Here is a 23,588-nt window from a genome sequence, read left to right as displayed (position 1 = left end):
TGAAACAAAAAAATCAAACCTGAAACAAAATATTAGAATGGACGTTTTAAAAATAGCAACAGCAGGAAGTGTAGATGACGGAAAAAGTACTTTGATCGGAAGATTATTGTACGATACAAAATCATTGACAACTGATAAAATAGAAGCAATCGAAAAAAGCAGTAAACAAAAAGGATACGATTACCTTGATTTTTCGTTAGCAACAGATGGTTTGGTAGCAGAAAGAGAGCAGGGAATTACAATTGACGTTGCTCATATTTATTTTTCGACTGCAAAGAAAAGTTACATTATTGCGGATACTCCGGGTCACGTAGAATATACCAGAAACATGGTTACAGGAGCGTCTACTTCTCAGGTTTCTATCATTTTGATTGATGCCAGAAAAGGAGTTATCGAGCAGACGTATCGCCACTTTTTCATCAACAACCTATTGAGAGTAAAAGAAGTAATCGTTGCCATCAACAAAATGGATTTGGTTGATTACTCCGAAGAAGTTTTCAATAAAATCAAAGCTGATTTTCAGGCATTGAACGCAAAAAGTACTTTCAAAGAACAAAACGTAAGCTATATTCCGTTAAGTGCTTTGACTGGAGATAATGTTGTAAATAAATTAGATGGAATGCCTTGGTATCAGGGACAGACTATTTTAGAACATTTGGAAGGATTACATTCTTCGGATGTTTTTGAAAGCGGAAAAGCGCGTTTCCCGGTTCAGACGGTTATTCGACCTAAAACAGAAGAATATCATGATTTCAGGGGGTACGCCGGAAAATTATACGGAAACTCTATTAAAGTTGGTGATGCTGTTACAGTTTTACCTTCTTTAACAGAATCTAAAGTGACAAATATTCACTTTTTTGATAAACAATTTGATGAGGCTGCTGCAGGTTCTTCAATTACAATCGAACTAGAAAATGATATCAATGTGACAAGAGGGGACATGATTGTAAAATCTTCTGAGATTCCAAAAATTCAAAAAGATATTGAAACCACTATTTGCTGGATGGACAGTAAAAAATTGGTTCCCGGAACTAAATATTTTGTACAGCATAATACAAACAGGGTTTTAGCAAAAATTGAGAGTATTAAAAATACAATTGCAACTGATTATTCAGGAACTACTCCGGCTTCACAATTAGCAATTAATGAAATAGGAGAAGTAAATATCAAACTAAGCAAGCCTTTGTATTTTGATTCTTATAATGAAAATAAATCAAACGGAGCTTTTATTTTGATTGATTCTGTAACCAATACAACAGCAGGAGTAGGATTCATAAAATAGTTGATGGTTTTTAGTTGATAGTTGATGGTGCTGATGCCAACAACCAACAACCAACAACCGACAACCAAAAACTAAAAATAAAATGGAAAGTTTTAGAACAGAAATAGAAAACCCGATAGTTCAGAAAGAGATTATCGAATTAGAAAAAAAGATTCACTTATTCCGTGGAGGAAAAATTGATGATGAACGTTTTCGCAGTCTTCGTTTAGCGAGAGGTATTTATGGTCAGCGTCAGGAGGGTGTACAGATGATTCGTATCAAGTTGCCTTATGGTAAAGTAACCAGCGAGCAGTTGAAAAGAATTACCGAAGTATCCGATAAATATTCTACAGGACGTCTGCATATTACAACACGTCAGGATATTCAGATTCACTACGTGAGTCTGGACAGAACACCTGAACTTTGGTCAGAATTGGCTAAAGACGATATCACATTGCGTGAAGCGTGTGGTAACACAGTTAGAAATATTACAGGTAGTGAATTAGCAGGTGTAGATGTAAACGAGCCGTTTGATGTGACACCTTATGCACACGGAATGTTTCAATACTTATTAAGAAACCCGATCTGTCAGGAAATGGGGCGTAAATTCAAAATTTCGTTCTCTTCTTCAGACGAAGATACCGCATTAAGTTATTTGCACGATTTAGGATTTATTCCAAAAATTAAAGATGGACAAAAAGGGTTCAAAGTGGTTTTTGGAGGAGGTTTAGGGTCTCAGCCAGCGCATGCAGAATTGCTTTCTGAGTTTATTCCGGTTAACCAAATCATTCCAACGGCTGAAGGAATCATCAGGATTTTCGACAGATACGGTGAACGTGCCAAAAGAATGAAAGCCCGTATGAAATTCTTAATCAAAGAAATGGGGAAAGATGTTTTCCTTGATTTGGTTGAAAAAGAAAAAAAAGCAATTGCTTTTGAAACGTACGAAATTGAGACTACTGCTTTTGAAGGGCCAATTCAAGAGCCTTTGTTAGAAGTGCCACAGGTAATAATTGATGATGTAGCAGCTTATGAAGCATGGAAGGCATCAAATGTAATTGCTCAAAAACAAGAAGGATATTTCGCTATCGGAATCAAAGTTTTATTAGGCGATTTTTATACTGATAAAGCCAGATTATTAGCTGACTTAATTAAAAATTACGGTGCCAATGAATTGCGCTTTTCATTAAGGCAAAATATTGTTATCCGTAATATTAAGGAAGAAAATTTACCATTCTTCTACCAGGAATTGGCCAAATTAGATATGGTGGCTTTAGGGTACAATACTATTGGTGATATCACTGCGTGTCCGGGTACTGATACTTGTAATTTGGGTATTGCAAGCAGTACCGGAATTGCAGAAGAATTAGAAAAAGTGATCAAAGCAGAATATCCGCAATACAGCAACAACAGCGAAATTGAAATCAAAATTAGTGGTTGTATGAATGCCTGCGGACAGCATAACATGTCTGCAATTGGATTTCAGGGAATGTCTATCAACTCAGGAAAATTAGTAGCTCCGGCTTTACAGGTTTTATTAGGTGGAGGACGTTTAGGAAACGGGGAAGGACGTTTTGCTGATAAAGTAATTAAAATTCCAAGCCGTAGAGGACCGGATGCATTACGTACTATCTTAAATGATTTTGAGGCTAATGGAAACGGAGATAAATTCCTTAATTATTATGATGCTAAAGGAGAGAAATATTTCTATGAAATCTTAAAGCCTTTTGCAGACGTAACCAATTTAACAGAAGCTGATTTTGTGGATTGGGGTAATGCAGATAACTATGTAAAAGCAGTAGGAGTGGGAGAATGTGCCGGTGTGGTGATCGATTTAGTAGCGACTTTATTGTTCGAAGCTAAAGAGAAATTGATTTTGGCTCAGGAATCTTTCGAAAACCAAAAATGGTCAGATGCAATTTATCATGCTTATGCAGGATTTGTAAATGGAGCTAAAGCGTTACTATTGGCAGAAAATCAAAAAACAAATCACCACGCAGGAATCATTGATTTGTTTGACACTGTGTTTATCGAAAGTAATAAAATTGAGTTGAATTCGACTTTTAAAGAACTGGTTTACCAAATCAATAAAAATGAACCATCTGAAGCTTTCGCTAAAGATTACATAGCGCAAGCAACTGTTTTCTTTGATAAAATTGAAACATTCAGATCTCAGGAATTAGCAGATGCTTAATATAAAACCAAAAATAACTTTAGTCGGTGCTGGTCCGGGCGATCCCGATTTACTTACGCTAAAAGCTGTAAAAGCACTAGCTGAAGCCAATGTAGTTTTATACGATGCGTTATCCAACGATCAAATTCTGGATTATGCACCCAAAAGAGCCATCAGGATTTTTGTAGGCAAAAGAATAGGAAATCATGCTTACACGCAAGAACAGATCAATCAATTGATTGTAGATAATGCTTTGACGTATGGAAATGTCGTTCGTTTAAAAGGCGGAGATTCATTTGTTTTTGGAAGAGGAAGTGAAGAAATAGAATTTGCAGAAAGTTTTGGAATTGAAACGATTGTTGTTCCAGGAATTTCATCAGTAGTGGCAGTACCCGCAAGTCAGGGAATATCCATTACAAAGAGAGGAGTTTCAGAAAGTTTTTGGGCAATTACAGGCACAACATCAGACAGAAAATTATCTTCAGATGTCGCTTTGGCAGCGCAATCTTCTGCAACAGTTGTAATCTTGATGGGAATGCATAAACTGCCTCAGATTATCGATTTGTTTCAAAAAGAAAACAAAGGAAATTTGCCAGTTGCTATCATCCAAAACGGAACCACAGTAGAGGAAAAAACAGGAGTAGGAACAGTCGATTCGATTTTGGAAATTGTAAAAGAGAAAGAATTAGGATCTCCTGCCATTATCGTTATAGGCGAAGTTGTACGCGAAAGCAACAAATTAAAAGGATTTTACGAAGAATTTCTGTTAAAAGAAATCGCTCAATAAAGTTCCGTAGGAACGAAACATGTTGTAGCGTAGGGTTTTAACCCGATGAAATAACGAACAAAATTAAGGAGATTGAATTTTATCCAATTGATAAAATAAAAATTGTAACGTCAGATTTTAGTATTTTCGGCGAAACAAAAGATTAAAATGGAACAAAACGAATTATATCCAATATTTTTAAAGTTGCACAATTTAAATGTGCTAATTGTAGGCGGAGGAAACGTAGGTCTGGAAAAGCTTTCATTCTTGCTCAAGTCTAGTCCGAATGCAAATGTTGAAGTAGTATCGAAAGAATTTCATTTAGAGATAAAAATTCTGGCAGAGCAGCATCCTTCGGTAAAATTGACAAAATCGAAGTTCAAAAAGAAAATGCTTAAAAAACGCCACATGGTTATAGCTTGTACAGATAATCTTGAAGTCAATAAAAGAGTGTACGACTTAGCCAGAAAAAGGTATTTGATTTGCAATATTGCCGATACGCCAAATTTGTGTGATTATTATCTGGGCGGAATCGTGACCAAAGGAAATGTAAAAATCGCTATTTCTACCAACGGAAAATCACCTACAACAGCCAAGAGGCTAAGGGAGTTTTTTGAAGAAGTAATTCCCGAGGATATCAATAAAATGGTTGAGAACCTCAATGAATACAGGAAAACTTTGAAAGGCGATTTTGAAGATAAGGTGAAAAGAATGAATGAAATTACCGCTTCATTAAAAAATAAAGAGTAAAAAATTTCACAAAGAAATGAATGATAAAAATCATTGAAATTAGAATAAATTATTTGTTTCTTTGTATTATTAAGAATGATTATAAACAACACCATAATGATTAAAACAGATATACTTATAATTGGAGCAGGGCCAACAGGTTTATTTGCCGTGTTCGAGGCAGGATTGTTAAAATTAAAATGCCATATTTTAGATGCTTTGCCTCAGCCTGGAGGACAGCTTTCAGAATTGTATCCAAAAAAACCTATTTACGATATTCCTGGTTTTCCAGAAGTTTTGGCTGGAGATTTAGTAGACGGTTTAATGGAGCAAATCAAGCAGTTTGAGCCAGGGTTTACTTTAGGTGAGCGTGCAGAAACTATCGAAAAACAAGAAGACGGAAGTTTTATCGTAACATCAAGTAAAGGAAAAAAATTCCATGCACCGGTTATCGCTATTGCGGGTGGTTTAGGAAGTTTCGAACCAAGGAAACCTCTTATTGAAGATATCGAGTTTTATGAAGATAAAGGAGTAAAATACTTCATCAAAAATCCTGAGAAATTCAGAGATAAAAGAGTAGTAATTGCAGGAGGAGGAGATTCAGCTTTGGACTGGAGTATTTTCCTTGCCAACGTAGCTTCAGAAGTAACTTTGATTCACCGTAGAAACGAATTTAGAGGTGCTTTAGATTCTGTAGAAAAAGTACAGGAATTAAAATCGGCAGGAAAAATTAAATTAATTACCCCTGCAGAGGTAGTTGGAATTCACGGTGCTGAGCATGTAGAAGCTTTGGATATCGAAGAAAACGGGGCACACCGTAAAATCGAAACCGATTATTTCATTCCACTTTTCGGATTGACTCCAAAATTAGGTCCAATCGCTGACTGGGGATTAGAAATCGAAAAAAATGCAATTAAAGTAAACAACGCATTAGATTACCAGACCAATATTCCCGGAATCTTCGCTATCGGAGACGTTAATACATATCCAGGAAAATTAAAATTAATCCTTTGCGGTTTCCACGAAGCGACTTTAATGTGTCAGGCAGCTTACCAGATCGTTAATCCGGGTAAAAAATACGTTTTAAAATACACTACAGTTTCAGGTGTAGACGGGTTTGACGGAACTCGTAAAGAAGCGCCAAAAGCAGTTGTAAAAGCAATAGTTTAATCAATGATGCTGAAGTTCTAATGAAACTTTGGCACTAAGATTTTAATATCAAAAGCTCAAACTTTTTTAGTTTGGGCTTTTTTGTTGATGTTAATTTAAACTTAGCAGGTAAGAAGTGGCGTAAATTTGCAGTATTAATTTTTTTCAGAGAGAGAAATTTTGATTTTATCATTTTGAATTACCAATATAAAATACTAACTTTAAGAAAGTATAAAACAAATTATCTATTATGAACAATGACGAACAACTACTAGAAGAAAATTCCAAAGTCGGCAGTGAAATGAAAATGACAGATAATGAATTAACAGATCATCAGGAAGTCATGGATACATTTCTAAAATGGGACAGAAGTTTTTAAACGAATTCCATTTTGATTTACCAAACAAGTCGTTCTTTAGGCTTATTAGAGAAGGATAAAAAAGCTCAGACAACTATAGTTTGAGCTTTTTTATTCCGAAAAAAATAAGCATAGAACCTCAGAACTTTAGCCTTTTAGAATCATAAAAAAAACTTGCAAGTCGAAAGGCTATTTTGTAACTTTGCGCTGTTCCTAATTTTATTGAAAGTTATCACGAAAGGCGGAGGGAAAGACCCAATGAAACCTTAGCAACCCTTTGCCATAAAGAAGGTGCTACATTCTACTTAATACAACAAAATGTATTCAAGATAGATAACGCAAAATACACTACGTATTTCTCAAAAACTTTTCTGACAACTTACAATATTCTGAAACAGATTCAGTATTTCGAGTGAATTATTGGCGCATTTTTGCAGTCAAACTAACTGCTGTTATATGCTATGTCTTTCATTCTGAACCCCAGAATAAAAGAATGGGCAACCATCGGCACTAATGAGCCGGCAATAGTGAACTTTTGGAATTAAACGAAACGAGCATATCCTAAAAGGTTTTTAAAACCTGTTAGGTATAACGTTCAAGATAATAAATTAAAAAAAAGCTTTGTGCCTTAGTGCCTTAGCGGCAAAAGAGAAATGTCTATACAAGAAGCAATCAAAAAAAAGATCCTAATCCTTGACGGAGCAATGGGAACCATGTTACAGCGCTACAACTTCTCAGAAGAAGATTTTCGTGGTGAGCGTTTCAAAGATTTTCCGCATCCATTAAAAGGAAACAACGATTTACTATCGCTGACACAACCACAAGCGATCCGCGATGTACATGCCGCTTATTTTGAAGCAGGTGCTGACATAGTTGAAACAAATACCTTCTCAGGAACGACAATCGGTATGGCCGATTATCACATGGAAGATTTGGTTTACGAGTTAAACTACGAATCGGCAAAACTCGCAAGACAAGTAGCCGATGAGTTTACCGCAAAAAATCCGGAAAAACCACGTTTTGTAGCAGGTTCAATCGGACCAACAAACCGTACAGCAAGTATGTCGCCAGATGTAAACGATCCGGGTTACAGAGCCGTAACGTTCGACGATTTACGAATTGCATACAAAGAACAAGTAGAAGCTTTAATGGACGGAGGCTGCGATTTACTTTTAGTAGAAACCATTTTCGATACATTAAATGCAAAAGCAGCGCTTTTTGCTATCGAAGAAGTAAAAGAAGAACGCAATCTGGATATTCCAATTATGGTTTCAGGAACGATTACCGATGCTTCAGGAAGAACACTTTCTGGACAAACGGTTGAAGCGTTTTTGATTTCCGTTTCACATATTCCGTTATTGAGTGTAGGATTCAATTGCGCTCTTGGAGCCGATTTGCTAAAACCGTATTTAAAAACATTAGCGCATAACACAAGCTTTAATGTTTCGGCGCATCCAAACGCAGGTTTACCAAATGCTTTCGGACAATATGATGAAACACCAGAACAAACTCAGGCTTTCATCAAAGAATATTTAGAGGATAATTTGATTAATATCATTGGTGGCTGTTGCGGAACAACTCCAGATCATATTCGACTAATGGCTGAGGTTGCAAAGGATTATAAGCCGAGAGTTGCGCCTGTTTTAGAATAACGTCTCCTGCAAGGTTTTCAAAACCTTGTAGGTATAATTTGTTGATGTAAAATGTAGAAACCTACAAGGTTTTAATAATATTTGAATGAGATATTTAGCTACGAATTATGAAAAAGTTGATTTTATTAAGTGTTTTAGTCTCTATTTTATCCTGTAAAAAAGCAGAGGATAAATTAATAGAAAGTAAAATTTTAAAAGAAGTGCCGAAAGAAGCTGAAGTTAAAACATATGAAAAGGAAGTTGAATTACCTGAATATTCTTTAATTAAAAAGGAGAATATTAGTATAAAAACATCAATGGATGCTGATGCTGTTATAAATAAAAGGGTTGCATTTAAATATTTAGTTTCTAATAAAATTACTAGAGAACAAATAGAACCGCTGTTAACCAAATTAATTGAAAAGATTATAACTGAAGATTATGATATTGATGATTTAACAGTATGGCTGTACAGTGATAAGAATTTAATTAGTGGTTCATACGATGTGGCTATGGCAACTTACAGTCCATCAAAAGGTGAAGTAACTAAAGAAATAGCAGTAAGTAATGATAAAACATCATATGTAGCAAATTTTATAATCGCTGATAATTTTGAGGAACGTTTAAAAAATGAATCTGAAAAAAAGGTTAGTTCGGGATTGAGCTATGATTTAAGAAAAAAAATATATCAAGAATTAGCTAATACAGAAACTAGAGCAAGAGAAAAATTAGATGAGATTTATCCTTACACGACTAATTTTGATACTGATAATTATGCAAAAAAATTAGATGAATTGTCAAAAAAATATGAAAAGGAAATTTCGAAGAAATATAAAATTGATGATGAAGTGGTAAAAAGTATTTATCAAGAAGGAGATAAAAATGGATGGTTTAATTACTAAATATACTTCGGAAACATAAAAACGTCTTATAAAACCAGGTTTGCGTGAGGGATAGAAGTGAAAAGCCCACAGCCTGACGAAGGAAGAGCGAGGACTTGTAACGGATAGCTAGGCCATTGGGACACGCTCAAATAGAATTGTAAAAGTTAAAAAAATAAAACTTTGTAAAACACAGTATAGCAAAATATGAACTTAGAAACGCAACCTTATAGCGAACTTATCGGTAAAATTGGTAGCTTGTTGCAACATGGCAGACAGCAGGCGGCGCAATCGGTAAATACTATTTTGGTGCAAACGTATTGGTACATTGGGCAGCATATTGTAGAGTTCGAACAAAAAGGAAGTGAAAAGGCAGAGTATGGAAGTCAATTGTTGGATAATCTTTCTAAAGATTTGTCTCAAAGTTATGGTAAAGGGTTTAGCCGTTCTAATTTGTTTCAGATACGTCAGTTTTATATCAAGTTTCAAAATATCCAGACACTGTCTGGACAATTGGCATGGAGTCATTATATAGAGATTTTAAAATCAAGTAATGATTTAGAATTGGGTTTTTATGCTAAACAATGTCAGCATGAGCGCTGGAGTGTTCGGGAGCTAAAACGCCAAATGAAGAGTTCTTTGTTTGAAAGATTAGCTTTGAGCAAAGACAAAGAAGGTGTTTTGAGATTGGCTAAAGAGGGGCATATTGTAGAAAATGCTGAGGATTTAATTAAAGATCCTTTTGTATTGGATTTTTTGAATATTCCGGAGCGATATCAGTATTTAGAAAATGAACTGGAAGAGAAAATTATTTCCAATTTACAACAGTTCATTATGGAGATGGGAAAAGGGTTTGCTTTTATAGGAAGACAATACCGAATGAATATTGGGGGAAAACATTTTTATCTGGATTTGCTTTTTTATCATAGGATACTAAAATGTTTTGTTTTGGTTGATTTGAAAAGAGGAGAAATTGATCATCAGGATATTGGTCAGATGAATTTGTATCTGAATTATTTCAAAAAAGAAGAAGCAACAGAAGGCGATAACGAACCAATTGGAATTGTTTTAGGGGCTCATAAAAATCATATTTTGGTTGAATATGCGACTGATAGTATTACAAATAAAGTTTTGTTGAGTAAATATCAATTGTATTTGCCGGATAAAAAAACGCTTCAAAATCAATTGGATAAATTGCTGGAAGAATAAAATAATTAAAACTCGGAAAACATAAACGTCTTATGAAACGGAGTTCGCGTGAGGGATAGAAGTTAAAAGCCCACAGCCTGACGAAGGAAGAGCGAGGACTTGTAACGGATAGCCCGGCCCTTGGGACACGCCCGAAATATTAAAAAGATTATAGGTTTAGAAACCTAAAAATATAGAATAAAAAACTCAGAATCTAAGCATCTTAGAATCTCAGTAACTTTAAAAAGAAATGACAGAAAAAAGAAGAGACCTTGTATTATCAGGATTAGAACCGTTGATTATTACACCGGAAAGTGTTTTCGTGAATGTTGGTGAGCGTACAAACGTAACAGGTTCAAGAAAATTCTTGAGATTAATCAAGGAAGAGAAATATGACGAGGCGCTTGATATTGCAAGACAGCAGGTAGAAGGAGGAGCACAGATCATCGATATTAATATGGATGAAGGAATGCTTGACGGAGTTACTGCAATGACTAAATTTTTGAATTTAATTGCTGCAGAACCAGATATTTCGAGAGTGCCGATTATGATCGACAGTTCGAAATGGGAGATCATCGAAGCGGGTCTAAAAGTAGTACAAGGAAAAAGCGTTGTCAACTCGATTTCGTTAAAAGAAGGCGAAGAAGCCTTTATTCACCACGCCAAATTAATCAAACGTTACGGAGCAGCTGCTATTGTTATGGCTTTTGACGAAGTGGGTCAGGCCGATAATTACGATCGTCGTGTGGAGATTTGCCAGCGTTCTTATGATATTTTGGTGAACAAAGTAGGTTTCCCGCCGCAGGATATTATTTTCGATTTGAACATTTTCCCGGTAGCAACAGGAATGGAAGAACATCGCTTAAACGCTTTGGACTTCTTTAGGGGAACAAAATGGGTTCGCGAAAACCTTCCGCACGCACATATCAGTGGTGGTGTGAGTAACGTTTCGTTCTCTTTTAGAGGAAATGATACCGTTCGTGAAGCAATGCACTCCGTGTTTTTATACCACGCGATTAAAAACGGAATGACGATGGGAATCGTTAATCCGGAGATGTTGACGATTTATGATGATATTCCGAAAGACTTATTAGAATACGTTGAAGACGTAATTTTAGATAGACGCGATGATGCGACAGAACGACTTTTAGATTTTGCTGAAAGTGTAAAAGGTGAAGCAAAAAGCGACGAAAAAACCGTTCAGGAATGGCGTTTAGGATCGGTTCAGGATCGTATTACGCATTCGTTAGTAAAAGGAATTGATGCTTTTATTGAAGAAGATGTTGAAGAAGCACGTTTGGCCGCTACAAAGCCAATCGAAGTAATCGAAATCAATTTGATGGCCGGAATGAATGTGGTTGGAGATTTATTCGGAAGCGGGAAAATGTTCTTGCCACAGGTTGTAAAATCAGCACGTGTAATGAAAAAAGCGGTGGCTTATCTACTGCCTTTTATCGAAGCAAGCAAACAAGCCGGAGACAAACAAGGAAATGGAAAAATCCTGATGGCGACTGTAAAAGGTGACGTTCACGATATTGGAAAAAATATCGTTTCGGTTGTTTTGGCTTGTAATAATTATGAGATTGTAGATCTTGGTGTTATGGTGCCTCCAGAAAAAATTATTGCAGCTGCCATTGAGCATAATGTAGATATCATTGGATTGAGCGGACTGATTACGCCTTCGCTTGACGAAATGGTGTATCTGGCCAAAGAATTAGACAAACAAAACATTAAAATTCCGATTATGATTGGCGGGGCAACGACATCGCGTGCGCATACAGCCGTGAAAATTGCACCTCAGTATAGAGAAACTGTCATTCACGTAAACGATGCGTCGAGAGCCGTTACGGTTGCAGGAAACCTGTTAGATCATAACCGAAAAATATATGCAGCGGATATTCGTGCAGAATACGATGCTTTTAGAGAAACATTCTTAAATCGTTCCCGAGATAAAAACTTCCTGACGATTGAAGAAGCCCGTAAAAATAAATTACAATTGGACTGGAGCGAATATACTCCGGTTAAACCAAAAGTAATCGGCGCACAAACCATCGAAGTAGAATTGGATGTTTTGGTTCCGTATATCGACTGGACGCCATTTTTTCAAACGTGGGAGTTGTACGGGAAATATCCTGCAATTCTAACTGATGAGGTTGTGGGTAAAGAAGCGACATCTGTTTTTAATGATGCTCAGGCAATGCTGAAAGTGATTTTAGAGGAGAAAAAACTAAAAGCAAAAGGTATTTACGGAATTTTTCCTTGCAATCAGGTTGACGATGATGATATCGAATTGTATGAAAGCCCCCCAACCCCCGAAGGGGGAGTTACCCAGATTGAAGAAAAGCAAACTTGGGAAACTGCAAATCCTGCTTTGTACGGAATATTAAAAGAGCATGCCAAAGAAATGAGAAATAAACCAACTGAAGCAGAAAAAATGCTTTGGAATATTTTGTCTAACAAAGGAATGGAGGGATTCAAGTTTAGAAGACAACATATTATTGGAGAATATATAGCTGATTTTGTATGCTTAGAAAAAAGATTAGTGATAGAAATAGATGGATCTATTCATGACGGTCTTGAACAAATAGGAAAAGATAAAGAACGAACAATCTGGCTAGAATCAAAAGGATTTAAAGTTGTTCGATATACAAATCATCAGGTTTTAACTGATTTAGATCAAATTATTCAAAATATTACGAACGAGTTAAAGGCAACGGTTGAAATTCCCCCTTCGGGGGTTAGGGGGCGCTTCTTAACGCTTCGTCAGCAGTCACAAAAAACAAAAGGTGCTCCAAATATTGCTTTGGCTGATTTTATTCTGCCAAAAGATAGCGGCGTAAACGATTATATGGGCGCTTTCTGCGTCACGACAGGTTTTGGTGTTGACGAATGGGCTGCAGAATATGAAAAGAATTTAGACGATTATAATTCGATCATGGTGAAAGCGCTTGCTGATCGTTTTGCTGAAGCTTTCGCCGAATATCTTCACGAGCGAGTGCGTAAAGATTTCTGGGGTTACGACAGCGAAGAATCTTTAACGAACGAAGAGTTGATTAAAGAAAATTATAAAGGAATTCGTCCTGCTCCGGGTTATCCTGCTTGTCCAGATCATTTGGAGAAACCAACAATCTGGAAGCTTTTAGATGTTGAAAAACAAATAGGAGTGAAACTAACAGAAAGTATGGCGATGTGGCCAGCTTCATCAGTTTCCGGGTATTATTTCGGAAACCCGAAAAGCCGCTATTTCGGACTTGGAAAAATAAAAGAAGATCAGGTTACAGATTATGCCAAACGCCGAAATGTACCGCTTGATTACGCAATGAAATGGTTAAACCCTAATATAGCAGATTAACGAAAAAGTTATTTTGGTTTCAGGTTTCAAGTTACAGTAGAGAACTTGAAACATGGAACTTGACACGAGGCTTTAGCCGAATCGGCGAAGCAAACTTGAAACAAAAAATAAATAATGAAAGTAACAGAACATATAGAAAACGCCAAAGGAAAAACATTATTCTCATTTGAAATTATTCCGCCTCAAAAGGGGAAAAGTATTCAGGAATTATACGATAATATTGATCCGTTAATGGAATTTAATCCGCCGTTTATTGATGTAACGACTTCACGAGAAGAATACATTTATATCGAACGCAATAATGGACTTTTGGATAAAAAACTGACTCGTATGCGTCCCGGAACGCTGGGAATTTGCGCTTCTATAAAACATAAATACAATGTCGATACGGTGCCGCATTTGCTTTGCGGTGGTTTTACAAAAGAAGAAACCGAATATATGCTCGTTGACTGTCATTATTTAGGAATCAATAACGTAATGGCGCTTCGAGGCGATGCTATGAAACATGAACAGTCTTTTACACCAAAAGACGGCGGGAATCATTATGCGGTTGATTTAGTAAAACAAATTAAAGATTTAAACTGCGGACAATATCTGCATGAAGTAATCGACGCTGATAACAAAGCCGATTTCTGTATTGGAGTTGCGGGTTATCCCGAAAAACATTTAGAGGCACCTTCTTTGCAGTCTGATTTGCGACGATTAAAAGAAAAGGTTGATGCAGGGGCTGATTATGTAGTTACTCAAATGTTTTTTGACAATTCAAAATACTTTGCTTTTGTCGAAAAAGCAAGAGAAATGGGGATTACAGTACCTATTATACCTGGAATAAAACCAATTGCGGTTCAAAAACACATGCAGATTCTGCCTCAGATTTTCCGTATCGATTTACCAGAAGATTTAATTCACGCTGTTGATAAATGTAAAAATAATGCCGAAATCAAACAGGTGGGAATTGAGTGGTCGATTCAGCAGTCAAAAGAATTAAAAGCAGCAGGAGTTCCGTTTTTACACTATTATTCAATGGGTAAATCGGAGAACATCCGCCAGATTGCAAGTCAGGTTTTTTAGTTTTCCGCCTGATATAAGATTCATTTTGTCATTTCGACGTAAGGAGAAATCACACCTGTATATCAACAAAGATTGGACAACATACTTTGTATAGTTTCTAGTGTGATTCCTCGTTCCTCGGAATGACAAGGTAACTTGGAATTTGGATCAGAGCGTTAGTGAATTGGCGAAGCTCTTTTTTAATTGAAATTTAAAGATTATGAAACAAGAAGAACTACAAACCATAGCTTCTCAATTAAAACATCCAACAGGAGAAAAAGGAATTGAGATGGGTAATATGATGAACGAAACGAACATCAATATGACCAAAAATTCCATTCAAAATCTAAATATTTCAAGTGAAAACAGAATTCTCGAACTGGGTCACGGAAACGCAGGTCACGTAGCATTTTTGTTTGAACAAGCCGAAAAACTAAAATATTACGGATTGGAAATGTCGGAACTGATGTTTCAGGAAGCACGCCAGATTAACCGAAATTTTGTTTCTCAAAAACAAGCTTTCTTTTCACTTTATGACGGAAATACCATTCCGTTTGAAGATGGATTATTCGATAAAATTTTCACTGTAAATACAATTTATTTTTGGCAAAAGCCTGAAGGATTACTTTCAGAAATCTACAGAGTATTGAAATCAAATGGAACTTTCTGTGTGACATTTGCCGAAGAAGATTTTATGAAAACACTGCCTTTTACGCAATTCGAATTTGAATTGTATAGTACACAAAAGGTAAAGGATTTGATCAAAAAATCAGATTTTAAGATTGTTTATACCGAAACACAAACAGAACAAGTAAAAAGCAAAACGGGTGAATTAGTCGACAGAGCTTTTACTACGATTGTTCTGGAGAAATAGAAGAAAAAGAGTATTAGTTTTAGTACTCTTTTTTTATTTAATTTTCTGAAAAAACAAAATGGCAGTAGAAATAAATTCATTAATAAAGAGTTGGTAGATAGGAGTTTCGGTTATATCGACCTTATTTGTGGATTTGTCTAAAAGTTTAATGATTCATTTTATTATGAAGTAGATTTACTGTAATAAAAAGAATCTGTTTTGAAAAGGAAAGAAATTTATTTAATAGCAAGTTTACTTTTTTTTGTATCTAAAATACATGGCCAGTTGTGTACAGGAAGTTTAGGAGATCCTGTTGTTCAAATTGATTTTGGTTCAGGCACCTCTACACACGGAACCGCTTTAGGAACCGGTATCACAAGTTATACCTGGACAACAGCTGATTTTCCAAGTGACGGTTCCTATACCATTGAAAGCAGAACCAATACAGCCGGAACCTGGTGGACAACTACAGATCATACAGGAGGTGGTTATATGATGGTAGTAAATGCCAGTTTTTCTACTACTGATTATTTTTATAAAAATACTGTTTCAGGCTTATGTGCCGGTACCACATACGAATTTGCAGCGTGGATTATGAATTTATTGCGTTCTCAGGATAATAGTCCGCCAAATATTACTTTTACAATCGAAGATACAAGTGGTACTATTTTAGGGACATACAATACGGGCGATATAGGGTTATCGAGCAGTGCTGTCTGGAAACAATATGGTTTTTACTTTACAACCCCATCAGGAGTTTCAACTGTTGTGATTCGGATGCGAAATAATAAAGCCGGAGCAGCACCCGGGAATGACATTGCTCTTGACGATATTACTTTTAGAGCTTGCGGCCCTACTGTTACTTCTCAAATTGTAAACGAATCGGTTACGAATTTAGAGTTATGTGAAGGCGAATCTAAGTCAATTACATTAAGTGGTAGTGTTTCTTCTTCGGCCTATACTTCTGTTGGATATCAATGGCAGACCAGTACCGATGACGGGGTAACATGGACCGATATTTCTGGAGCAAATGCAGCTACATATAATTTTGTATCAGGGACTACAGGTACATATAAATATAGACTGGCGACAGCCGATAGTTCCAATATTAACTCTTTAAATTGTAGAGTTTTTTCTAACGAAATAACGATTAATGTTAAATCGGGACCAATTCAGCCTACTATAGAGATTACTCAGCCTAACTGCGATGTTCCTTCCGGAACGATTACGGTTACAGGACCTTCTGGTCTTTTATACAGTATAGATGGGGTTAATTATCAATCATCAATGGTATTTTCGGGTTTGGCAGGAGGAGATTATAAAGTTACATCTAAAAGTTCCAGTTGTGTTTCATCGCCAGTAACTGCACATATTAATTTAGTAGCAGTTTCAGATGAGACACCCACGGTTGATATTGTTCAGCCTGTGATTTGTACTAATCCATACGGTACAATAACCATTACAAGTATTGATGCAGAATATAGTTTTGATAATGGAGTAACCTGGCAAACCAGTAATGTTAAAACCGGTTTTACTTCTGGAGATTATTGGGTTAAAACAAGAAACAGCAGTTTATGTGAAACCACTCCTATAAAAGTAACTATTATTATTCCTCCGGGATATCCGCCAACTCCGACAGTTACTATAACTCAACCCGATTGTTTGACCGCAACAGGAACGATAAAGGTTTTAGACACCGAAGCATTTTATAGTTTTGATAATGGAGCCAACTGGGTAGTTTCTGATACGAAAAGCAATCTTGTTCCAGGAGTTTATCAAATATTATTAAAAAATACACTCGGATGTATTTCTATAGTGGCAAATAATGCAGAAGTGAAAGCTTATGTAAATTCTGAGCCACTTCCTGCTGCAGCTACAGATCAGATGTTTTGTATTCAGGATAATGCAACCCTAAGTGATGTTGAAATTAATGGATCTAATATAAAATGGTATGATGCATCAGAAAACGGGAATCTTTTATCCGGATCAACAATTTTGCAGAATCAGACCTATTATGCATCGCAAACTATAGACGTTTGTGAAAGTCTAAGAATCCCAATAAAAATAGCAATTCAGAAAACAGAAGCACCTACAGGAGATGCTCAGCAAGAATTCTGTACAACTCAAAAAGCGACAATTGCTGGTTTATCGGCTTACGGGACAAACATTGTCTGGTACGATGCATCTGCAAACGGTAATGTTTTATCTGCTGAAACGCCTCTTGTAAACGGAACAACGTATTATGCAACCCAGACTTTAAATAACTGTGAAAGTATTGACAGATTGCCTGTGTTCGTATCTATTGTTTCACCAAGTGTTCCTGTAAATGACGTTGCAGATGTGATTTGTGATACAGATAATGATACAAAAGAATCGGTAGATTTAACTCTTTATAATACCAAAATAACGGCTTGCAATAGTTGTATTTTGTCTTGGTTTAAGACTTTATCCGGAGCAGAGAATCAAATAGTCAATGAACAGATAACAGCACCTGCTGCTTATGTTTTGACAGTAGATAATGGGGTAATTTATGTTAGAATTGATTCAAATGATAAGTGTTATCAGGTTGTTCCGTTAAAATTAACCTTAGTCAATGTGCCCGTAATAGCTATTTCAGACACGGTTCCATTATGTCAGAACAAATATGTTTCGATAGATGCGGGTTCTGGTTTTGATAGTTATTTATGGTCAACAGGAGCGACTTCAGAAACAATAACAGTAACCGAAGCAGGTTCGTATTGGGTTACTGTAACTCAAAATCATGGAAGCACGATTTGTTCTTCTACTAAAGATTTTGAGGTAAAATTATCTAATGCAGCAACCATCTTAAAAGTAGATACAACAGACTGGACAGACGAAGAAAATGTTCTTGTAGTGGAATTAGCAGACAGCAGTTTAGGAGACTATGAATACGCTGTAGATGGAATAAATTATCAGAACAGTAATACTTTTTCAGGATTAGAATCGGGTGATTATTTAGTTTATGTTCGGGATAAAAACGGTTGTGGAGTTGTAAATCAGCAAGTATTTTTATTAAATTATCCTAAGTTTTTTACACCTAACGGGGATGGTTATAATGACACATGGAAAATTAAGTTCTCTGAATCTGAACCAACGATGAATACTAAAATTTTTGACCGCTATGGTAAATTTATTAAAGAACTAAATGCAACTTCTTCCTGGGACGGAACTTTTAATTCTCATGAGTTACCTGCAACAGATTATTGGTTCGTAGTAACACGTGCTAATGGAAAAGTTTATAGAGGGCATTTTGCGATGAAAAGATAAATAGTCTTTGCCTTTTTAGAAATATGGTCGTAACTCTTTAAATTCGATTAAAATCATTATAAATGGAGAAGTAATGAATTCAATATTACAAAGCGATCGGATCAATTGTAAAAACAATTGAAGGAAAACGAGAAGCGATTGATATTTATAATCTGGAAGAAAAAATAAAAGCACTAAACGAAAAACCTTTTATATTAATTTCTACTACCGGAACTGTAAATACTTCAGATTTTGATGATTTTGTAGCAATTTCAAAGTTGAAAGAAAAATATAATTTCTGGTGGCATATTGATGCTGCTTTTGGAGGATTTGCAGCTGTTTCTGATAAATAGAAACATTTTGTAAAAGGTTGGGAAAACTCAGATAGTATTACGATTGATTGTCATAAATCGCTGAATGTACCTTATGAAATTGCTTTTTATTTAATTAAAAAAGAACATTTTAATCTTCAGATTGAAACATTCCAGAATTCTAATGCACTTTATTTGGGAAATCCGTCAGAGAATTTTAATTATTTAAACGTCCTTCCAGAAAATTAGCGTCGTTTGAGAGCTTTGCCAGTTTGGTTTTATCTGAAACCTTATAGTAAAGAAGGTTTTTGTGATATAGTTGAAAATAGCATTCTATTGGCACTTCATTTTGGGAATGCGCTTATTGAAGAAGGGGAATTTGAACTTCTGACACCAATTCGTTTCAACAATCTGTGTTTTACATTAAAAGGCGACTATAATCAGGAGAACTTTACTCAGTTTTTGACTAAATTTAATAATCCCGGAAAAGTGTTTATGATACCAACTGTATATCAAAATAAGAAAGGAATTAGAGCATCATTTGTTAATTGTAGAACAACAGAAAATGATGTTAAAATTGTAATACAAGAAATGCGAGAAGTAGTCTCAGAGTTCTAATAGAGCGGTTTGCATATTTATAGACGAGGCCCTGCTTTCGAGAAAATCGGGACTTTTTTTTATTTTTTTTGTAAGTTTTTTAATAAAAGTTTTTTTCTTATTTAGAATCTTTAAAATTAATTTTAAGTAAAATATAATCTAATATTAATTTAATCTTAATAAATATTTGTTTTTTTGAAGATATTAAATTTTTATCGTTAATAATAATATTTATTTAGAATAATTAAAAACAACTTGCGTAAAGATGTTTTAGAATTTACTTTTGGGGCAATTAAATTCCAAACTTATTTTTTAAAATGCAAATTAAAAGAGTTGTAATCTTGATGTTGATTCTCCTTTCTTCAATTCAAGGTTTTTCGCAAAAAGGTAAGGTAGTTTTAAACGGAGTAATTTTCGCAGATAACGGCCAGCCAGCAGAAGGTGTTTCTGTAGTATTAAAAGGAACAAACTACGCAGCATTGACTAATCCAAACGGAGAATATGAAATTACTGCCGAGCCAGGGAATTATACTTTAGTGGTTAATTTTGTAGGCTACAAATCGAAACAAACAAAAATCAATTTACAATCTAACCAAACTGCACCAAGGATTACGATTGAGGAAGATATTGCAGCTTTGGACGAAGTTCAGGTTGTTGGAAAATCAAAAGTAGAACGCGTTCGCGAGCAGCCTTTTAATATTGCGGCAATTGATCTAAAGAAAACGTATAACCAATCTACAGATTTAAATCAGGTTTTAGCAACAACAACAGGAGTTCGTGTTAGAGAAACAGGAGGAATGGGATCTGATTTTAAATTCTCTTTAAATGGATTTTCTGGAAATCAAGTGAAGTTCTTTATGGACGGAATTCCAATTGACAGCTACGGATCTTCATTTACACTGAATAATATTCCGGTAAACATGGCAGAACGTATCGAAGTATACAAAGGTGTTGTGCCTGTTGAGTTAGGAAGCGATGCTTTAGGCGGAGCGGTAAATATTATTACAAATCAGTCTGTTAAAAGATATATTGATGCATCTTACAGCTTTGGTTCATTTAATACACATAGAGTTGCTGTAAATACAAGATTTACAAGTAAAAATGGTTTTGTGTCTAATATTAATGCTTTTGGTAATTATACTGATAATAGCTATAAAGTTAGTGCCACTACCTCTAATCCAGATGGGACTTTTAATCCTGAACGCAAATACAAACATTTTCATGATGGTTACAAATCTGGTGCTATTATAGCTGAGTTTGGTGTAAAAGGGAAAAAATATGCAGATTACTTATTAATAGGTATGATGGCCTCTGCAAATAAAAAAGAGATACAATCTGGGACTACAATGCAGAGAGTAGTTGGAGAGGCTTTTAATGATAGCAAAGCCCTTGTTCCTTCTTTGAAATTTAAAAAAGACAGTTTATTTACTAAAAATCTATCTGTAAACTTTATAACATCTTATAATATTGTTCAAAGCCGTTCTGTAGATACATCTTCTTACAGGTATCAATGGGATGGAAGCCGTACTCCAAGCGTGGTAAGTAAAAGCGGAGGAGAGCTAAATGACGAGAAAACAATTTATGTATATGATGACAATTCTTTTCAAGCAAATACGAATTTTAAGTATGACTTGAATGAAAGACAATATTTTGCTTTCAATTATTCAGTTAATACTTTAAAAAGAAAAGAAGATGATGAAGTTAGAACTATTACCAAGCCTGGTTCTCCTATTATTAATAAAAACATTTTAGGACTTTCGTATAATCTTGCAGCGTTTGACAGAAAATTATCTGTTATAGCATTCGGAAAGAAATACTTTTTGAATACAGAAATGAACGTTTTAGAATATATTAATGGTAGCAATGTATATAGACCTTTAAAAGGCTCTTTTGACGATATTGGTTATGGAACAGCCTTAGCTTATTTTGTTACAAGCGATATACAGTTAAAAACTTCTTTTGAACATGCATATCGTTTGCCTACTGGAGACGAGATGCTGGGTGATGGTTTAAATCTAAAACCAGCTCCAACTTTGAAGCCTGAATCAAGTGATAACTTTAATGCAGGTCTTGCTTATAAAAAAGGTTTCGAAAATCATTCTTTTTGTGTTCAAGGAAATTTCATTTACAGAGATGCAAAAGATTTTATTAGAATAGATGCAACTGGTATTCAAGCCATTTATCAAAATGAATACAATGTAAGAGTTACAGGTTTTGACGCTTCTTTGTATTACGGATATAAAAATTGGCTAACAGTTGAAGTAAACGCAACACATCAAAAAACAATTGACACCAATAAATTTGATCCTCCAGGATCTAATGTTCCAAACTACGATAACGGTTCTCAATTGGCAAATGTTCCTGTTTTTTATGCAAATGCAAGTGTTGCTTTTAATTTCAGAAAAATAAGAACCACAGACGATAACCTGATGATTAACTTATTTACAAACTATGTAGACGAGTATTATTTAGTATCAACAAGAAACGGAACTCCAAGCAGTAGAAATGTAATTCCAGAACAATTGACACAAAATATTGCTGCGTCTTATGCTTTTCAAAATGGGAAATATAATATAGGATTAGAGTGTAATAACGTTGCAGATACTAAAGTCTACGATTATTTTAAAGTACAAAAACCAGGAAGATCATTTATAGTTAAACTGAGATATTTTTTAAACTAATTATATAATTTTAAATTGAATACAATGATAACAAGAATTAAAAGCCTTTTAGCTTTAACAGTATTATCAGCTATGTTTTTTTCATGTAGCAGCGATAATGATAATTCAGAGGTAAGAAATCCAGCCGATGAAACTTATGTACTTTCATACCAAACAACTGATTGGGATGTTTATGTTTGGCAATTTGAATCTGTAGATGAATTGATGACAGGAACCATCAATATGGTTGGAAAAGGAATTGAACAAGCAGGAGCTCTTGTACCTGTAGCTAATACATTTTTTGCTTTGACAGGAAACTCAGAGGGATCTGTTGGGTATTACCTAAATACTGATGGTAATTTAACAAAAACTGCTAATTTGTTTACAGGAGATAGCTATGCTTATGGAACTACTGATGATAATAAATTGGTTATGATCAATTCTCCTTGGGATGCAAGTTCTACTCAAAATGAAATTTTGATATACGATCCATCGACAGTTACTATTTCTAAACGTGTTTATGATGATTTTGCAATCTCTAATGGACACTTTTTATGGCCAACTAGCGTGAATGTATCTGGAAACAGACTTTTTGTATCTACGTTTGAACGCGACAAAGATTGGAAACTTTACCAAGAAAAAGCAGTTGTAAAAGTTTACGAATATCCTTCATTAACTTACATCAAAACTCTTGAAGATTCTCGTACAACAGCTATTGGTCAATATTACACTAATACTGGAATGGTTCAAACAGAATCTGGAGATATTTACACTTTTTCTTCAAATTCAGTTTTATGTGGTTACACACCAACTGCTTCTCACTCAGGAATTCTTAGAATTAATAAAGGAGAATCAGAATTTGATGCTAACTACTTCTTAGATATTGAAACAAGTTCTCTTAGAGGGAAAGTTCTATCTGCTTACCCAGCAGGAGGAGAAAAAGTTTTAGTAAACTATATTCCTGTAGATGTCGATGCTGATCAACCAAACTGGGGATTCTTAAACTATAAATCATTTAGCTTAAAATCTGCTATTATCGATCTTAGCACAAAAGCAATTACGCCAGTTACAGGATTACCTGATCACGCTGGAGATAACTATTTCGGTTTTGGAAGTGCTTTAGTTGAAAGCGGTAAAATCTACAAAAGCTTCGTAACGAATACTGAAGGACGTGTTTACCAAATTGATATTGCAACTGGTGTAGCAACAGCAGGAGCTTTAATTACAGGTGGAGTTGATTTGCCAGCAATGACAAGATTGACAAAGAAATAATAAGTAGTTAAAATTTAATTTTTACATAATTAAGGCCATATAATCATTGCTGTAAAGCTCTGATTATATGGTCTTATTGCGTCATCAAAA

At 35.2% G+C, this 23,588-nt stretch carries 17 protein-coding genes and 1 riboswitch; all 17 genes read left to right on the top strand.

Going from position 1 to position 23,588, the window contains the following annotated elements; genetic code table 11:
- The first annotated feature begins 37 nt into the window (after positions 1–37).
- The 17 genes from ACNC7R_RS19400 (at position 38) to ACNC7R_RS19320 (ending at position 23,498) form a co-directional block, all read left to right on the top strand.
- Positions 38–1,282, top strand: coding sequence for a sulfate adenylyltransferase subunit 1 (locus tag ACNC7R_RS19400; protein WP_417942674.1), 1,245 nt, complete (start codon positions 38–40; stop codon positions 1,280–1,282).
- An 82-nt stretch (positions 1,283–1,364) separates the two neighbouring features.
- Entirely contained in the window at positions 1,365–3,455 is a 2,091-nt protein-coding gene (locus ACNC7R_RS19395) for a HEPN domain-containing protein (RefSeq protein ID WP_417942673.1), read from the top strand.
- A complete protein-coding gene (gene cobA / locus ACNC7R_RS19390; protein WP_417942672.1) occupies positions 3,448–4,221 on the top strand; it encodes a uroporphyrinogen-III C-methyltransferase in 774 nt (257 codons plus the stop codon). The genes ACNC7R_RS19395 and cobA overlap by 8 nt, the downstream gene beginning before the upstream one ends.
- A 147-nt stretch (positions 4,222–4,368) precedes the next feature.
- Entirely contained in the window at positions 4,369–4,950 is a 582-nt protein-coding gene (locus ACNC7R_RS19385) for a precorrin-2 dehydrogenase/sirohydrochlorin ferrochelatase family protein (RefSeq protein WP_417942671.1), read from the top strand.
- A gap of 96 nt (positions 4,951–5,046) precedes the next feature.
- Complete coding sequence (locus tag ACNC7R_RS19380) at positions 5,047–6,099, top strand: NAD(P)/FAD-dependent oxidoreductase (protein WP_417942670.1); 1,053 nt, start codon at positions 5,047–5,049, stop codon at positions 6,097–6,099.
- 229 nt (positions 6,100–6,328) lie between these two features.
- On the top strand, positions 6,329–6,457 hold the full coding sequence (locus tag ACNC7R_RS19375; protein ID WP_262494090.1) for a hypothetical protein: 129 nt from the start codon (positions 6,329–6,331) through the stop codon (positions 6,455–6,457).
- Between the two features lie 205 nt (positions 6,458–6,662).
- Positions 6,663–6,776, top strand: a riboswitch (SAM riboswitch).
- Between the two features lie 313 nt (positions 6,777–7,089).
- On the top strand, positions 7,090–8,088 hold the full coding sequence (locus ACNC7R_RS19370; RefSeq protein WP_417942669.1) for a homocysteine S-methyltransferase family protein: 999 nt from the start codon (positions 7,090–7,092) through the stop codon (positions 8,086–8,088).
- Positions 8,089–8,195: 107 nt separating this feature from the next.
- Positions 8,196–8,969, top strand: a complete 774-nt coding sequence (locus ACNC7R_RS19365; protein ID WP_417942668.1) for a hypothetical protein — start codon at positions 8,196–8,198, stop codon at positions 8,967–8,969.
- A 186-nt stretch (positions 8,970–9,155) separates the two neighbouring features.
- Positions 9,156–10,157 carry a PDDEXK nuclease domain-containing protein gene (locus ACNC7R_RS19360; protein WP_417942667.1) on the top strand — a complete coding sequence of 334 codons (1,002 nt, stop codon included), beginning with the start codon at positions 9,156–9,158 and terminating at the stop codon, positions 10,155–10,157.
- Between the two features lie 229 nt (positions 10,158–10,386).
- A complete protein-coding gene (locus tag ACNC7R_RS19355) occupies positions 10,387–13,488 on the top strand; it encodes a vitamin B12 dependent-methionine synthase activation domain-containing protein (protein WP_417942666.1) in 3,102 nt (1,033 codons plus the stop codon).
- A gap of 114 nt (positions 13,489–13,602) precedes the next feature.
- Complete coding sequence (gene metF / locus ACNC7R_RS19350) at positions 13,603–14,559, top strand: methylenetetrahydrofolate reductase [NAD(P)H] (protein WP_417942665.1); 957 nt, start codon at positions 13,603–13,605, stop codon at positions 14,557–14,559.
- A gap of 199 nt (positions 14,560–14,758) precedes the next feature.
- Positions 14,759–15,412 carry a class I SAM-dependent methyltransferase gene (locus tag ACNC7R_RS19345; protein ID WP_417942664.1) on the top strand — a complete coding sequence of 218 codons (654 nt, stop codon included), beginning with the start codon at positions 14,759–14,761 and terminating at the stop codon, positions 15,410–15,412.
- Positions 15,413–15,610: 198 nt separating this feature from the next.
- Positions 15,611–18,679, top strand: coding sequence for a T9SS type B sorting domain-containing protein (locus tag ACNC7R_RS19340; protein ID WP_417942663.1), 3,069 nt, complete (start codon positions 15,611–15,613; stop codon positions 18,677–18,679).
- Between the two features lie 77 nt (positions 18,680–18,756).
- Complete coding sequence (locus ACNC7R_RS19335) at positions 18,757–19,011, top strand: pyridoxal-dependent decarboxylase (RefSeq protein ID WP_417943198.1); 255 nt, start codon at positions 18,757–18,759, stop codon at positions 19,009–19,011.
- A gap of 213 nt (positions 19,012–19,224) precedes the next feature.
- Positions 19,225–19,587 (top strand): hypothetical protein, encoded by a 363-nt coding sequence (locus ACNC7R_RS19330; RefSeq protein ID WP_417942662.1) that lies wholly within the window; start codon positions 19,225–19,227, stop codon positions 19,585–19,587.
- A 296-nt stretch (positions 19,588–19,883) separates the two neighbouring features.
- The gene (locus ACNC7R_RS19325; RefSeq protein WP_417942661.1) at positions 19,884–22,247 is read left to right on the top strand and encodes a TonB-dependent receptor; all 2,364 of its coding nucleotides are present in this window, start codon (positions 19,884–19,886) and stop codon (positions 22,245–22,247) included.
- Between the two features lie 24 nt (positions 22,248–22,271).
- The gene (locus ACNC7R_RS19320) at positions 22,272–23,498 is read left to right on the top strand and encodes a DUF4374 domain-containing protein (RefSeq protein ID WP_417942660.1); all 1,227 of its coding nucleotides are present in this window, start codon (positions 22,272–22,274) and stop codon (positions 23,496–23,498) included.
- Positions 23,499–23,588 lie beyond the last annotated feature (90 nt).

Origin of the sequence: Flavobacterium adiutor (assembly GCF_048282555.1) — a bacterium.
GTDB lineage: Bacteria > Bacteroidota > Bacteroidia > Flavobacteriales > Flavobacteriaceae > Flavobacterium.
The sequence above is the reverse complement of the archived record's forward strand: the minus strand, read 5'-3'. Positions and strand labels throughout refer to the sequence as shown.

What these genes read in the sequence shown, in the direction of transcription:
- ACNC7R_RS19400 (WP_417942674.1), top strand. Translation starts at nt 38, where the DNA reads ATGGACGTTTTAAAAATAGCAACAGCAGGAAGTGTAGATGACGGAAAA.
- ACNC7R_RS19395 (WP_417942673.1), top strand. Translation starts at nt 1,365, where the DNA reads ATGGAAAGTTTTAGAACAGAAATAGAAAACCCGATAGTTCAGAAAGAG.
- cobA (WP_417942672.1), top strand. Translation starts at nt 3,448, where the DNA reads ATGCTTAATATAAAACCAAAAATAACTTTAGTCGGTGCTGGTCCGGGC.
- ACNC7R_RS19385 (WP_417942671.1), top strand. Translation starts at nt 4,369, where the DNA reads ATGGAACAAAACGAATTATATCCAATATTTTTAAAGTTGCACAATTTA.
- ACNC7R_RS19380 (WP_417942670.1), top strand. Translation starts at nt 5,047, where the DNA reads ATGATTAAAACAGATATACTTATAATTGGAGCAGGGCCAACAGGTTTA.
- ACNC7R_RS19375 (WP_262494090.1), top strand. Translation starts at nt 6,329, where the DNA reads ATGAACAATGACGAACAACTACTAGAAGAAAATTCCAAAGTCGGCAGT.
- ACNC7R_RS19370 (WP_417942669.1), top strand. Translation starts at nt 7,090, where the DNA reads ATGTCTATACAAGAAGCAATCAAAAAAAAGATCCTAATCCTTGACGGA.
- ACNC7R_RS19365 (WP_417942668.1), top strand. Translation starts at nt 8,196, where the DNA reads ATGAAAAAGTTGATTTTATTAAGTGTTTTAGTCTCTATTTTATCCTGT.
- ACNC7R_RS19360 (WP_417942667.1), top strand. Translation starts at nt 9,156, where the DNA reads ATGAACTTAGAAACGCAACCTTATAGCGAACTTATCGGTAAAATTGGT.
- ACNC7R_RS19355 (WP_417942666.1), top strand. Translation starts at nt 10,387, where the DNA reads ATGACAGAAAAAAGAAGAGACCTTGTATTATCAGGATTAGAACCGTTG.
- metF (WP_417942665.1), top strand. Translation starts at nt 13,603, where the DNA reads ATGAAAGTAACAGAACATATAGAAAACGCCAAAGGAAAAACATTATTC.
- ACNC7R_RS19345 (WP_417942664.1), top strand. Translation starts at nt 14,759, where the DNA reads ATGAAACAAGAAGAACTACAAACCATAGCTTCTCAATTAAAACATCCA.
- ACNC7R_RS19325 (WP_417942661.1), top strand. Translation starts at nt 19,884, where the DNA reads ATGCAAATTAAAAGAGTTGTAATCTTGATGTTGATTCTCCTTTCTTCA.
- ACNC7R_RS19320 (WP_417942660.1), top strand. Translation starts at nt 22,272, where the DNA reads ATGATAACAAGAATTAAAAGCCTTTTAGCTTTAACAGTATTATCAGCT.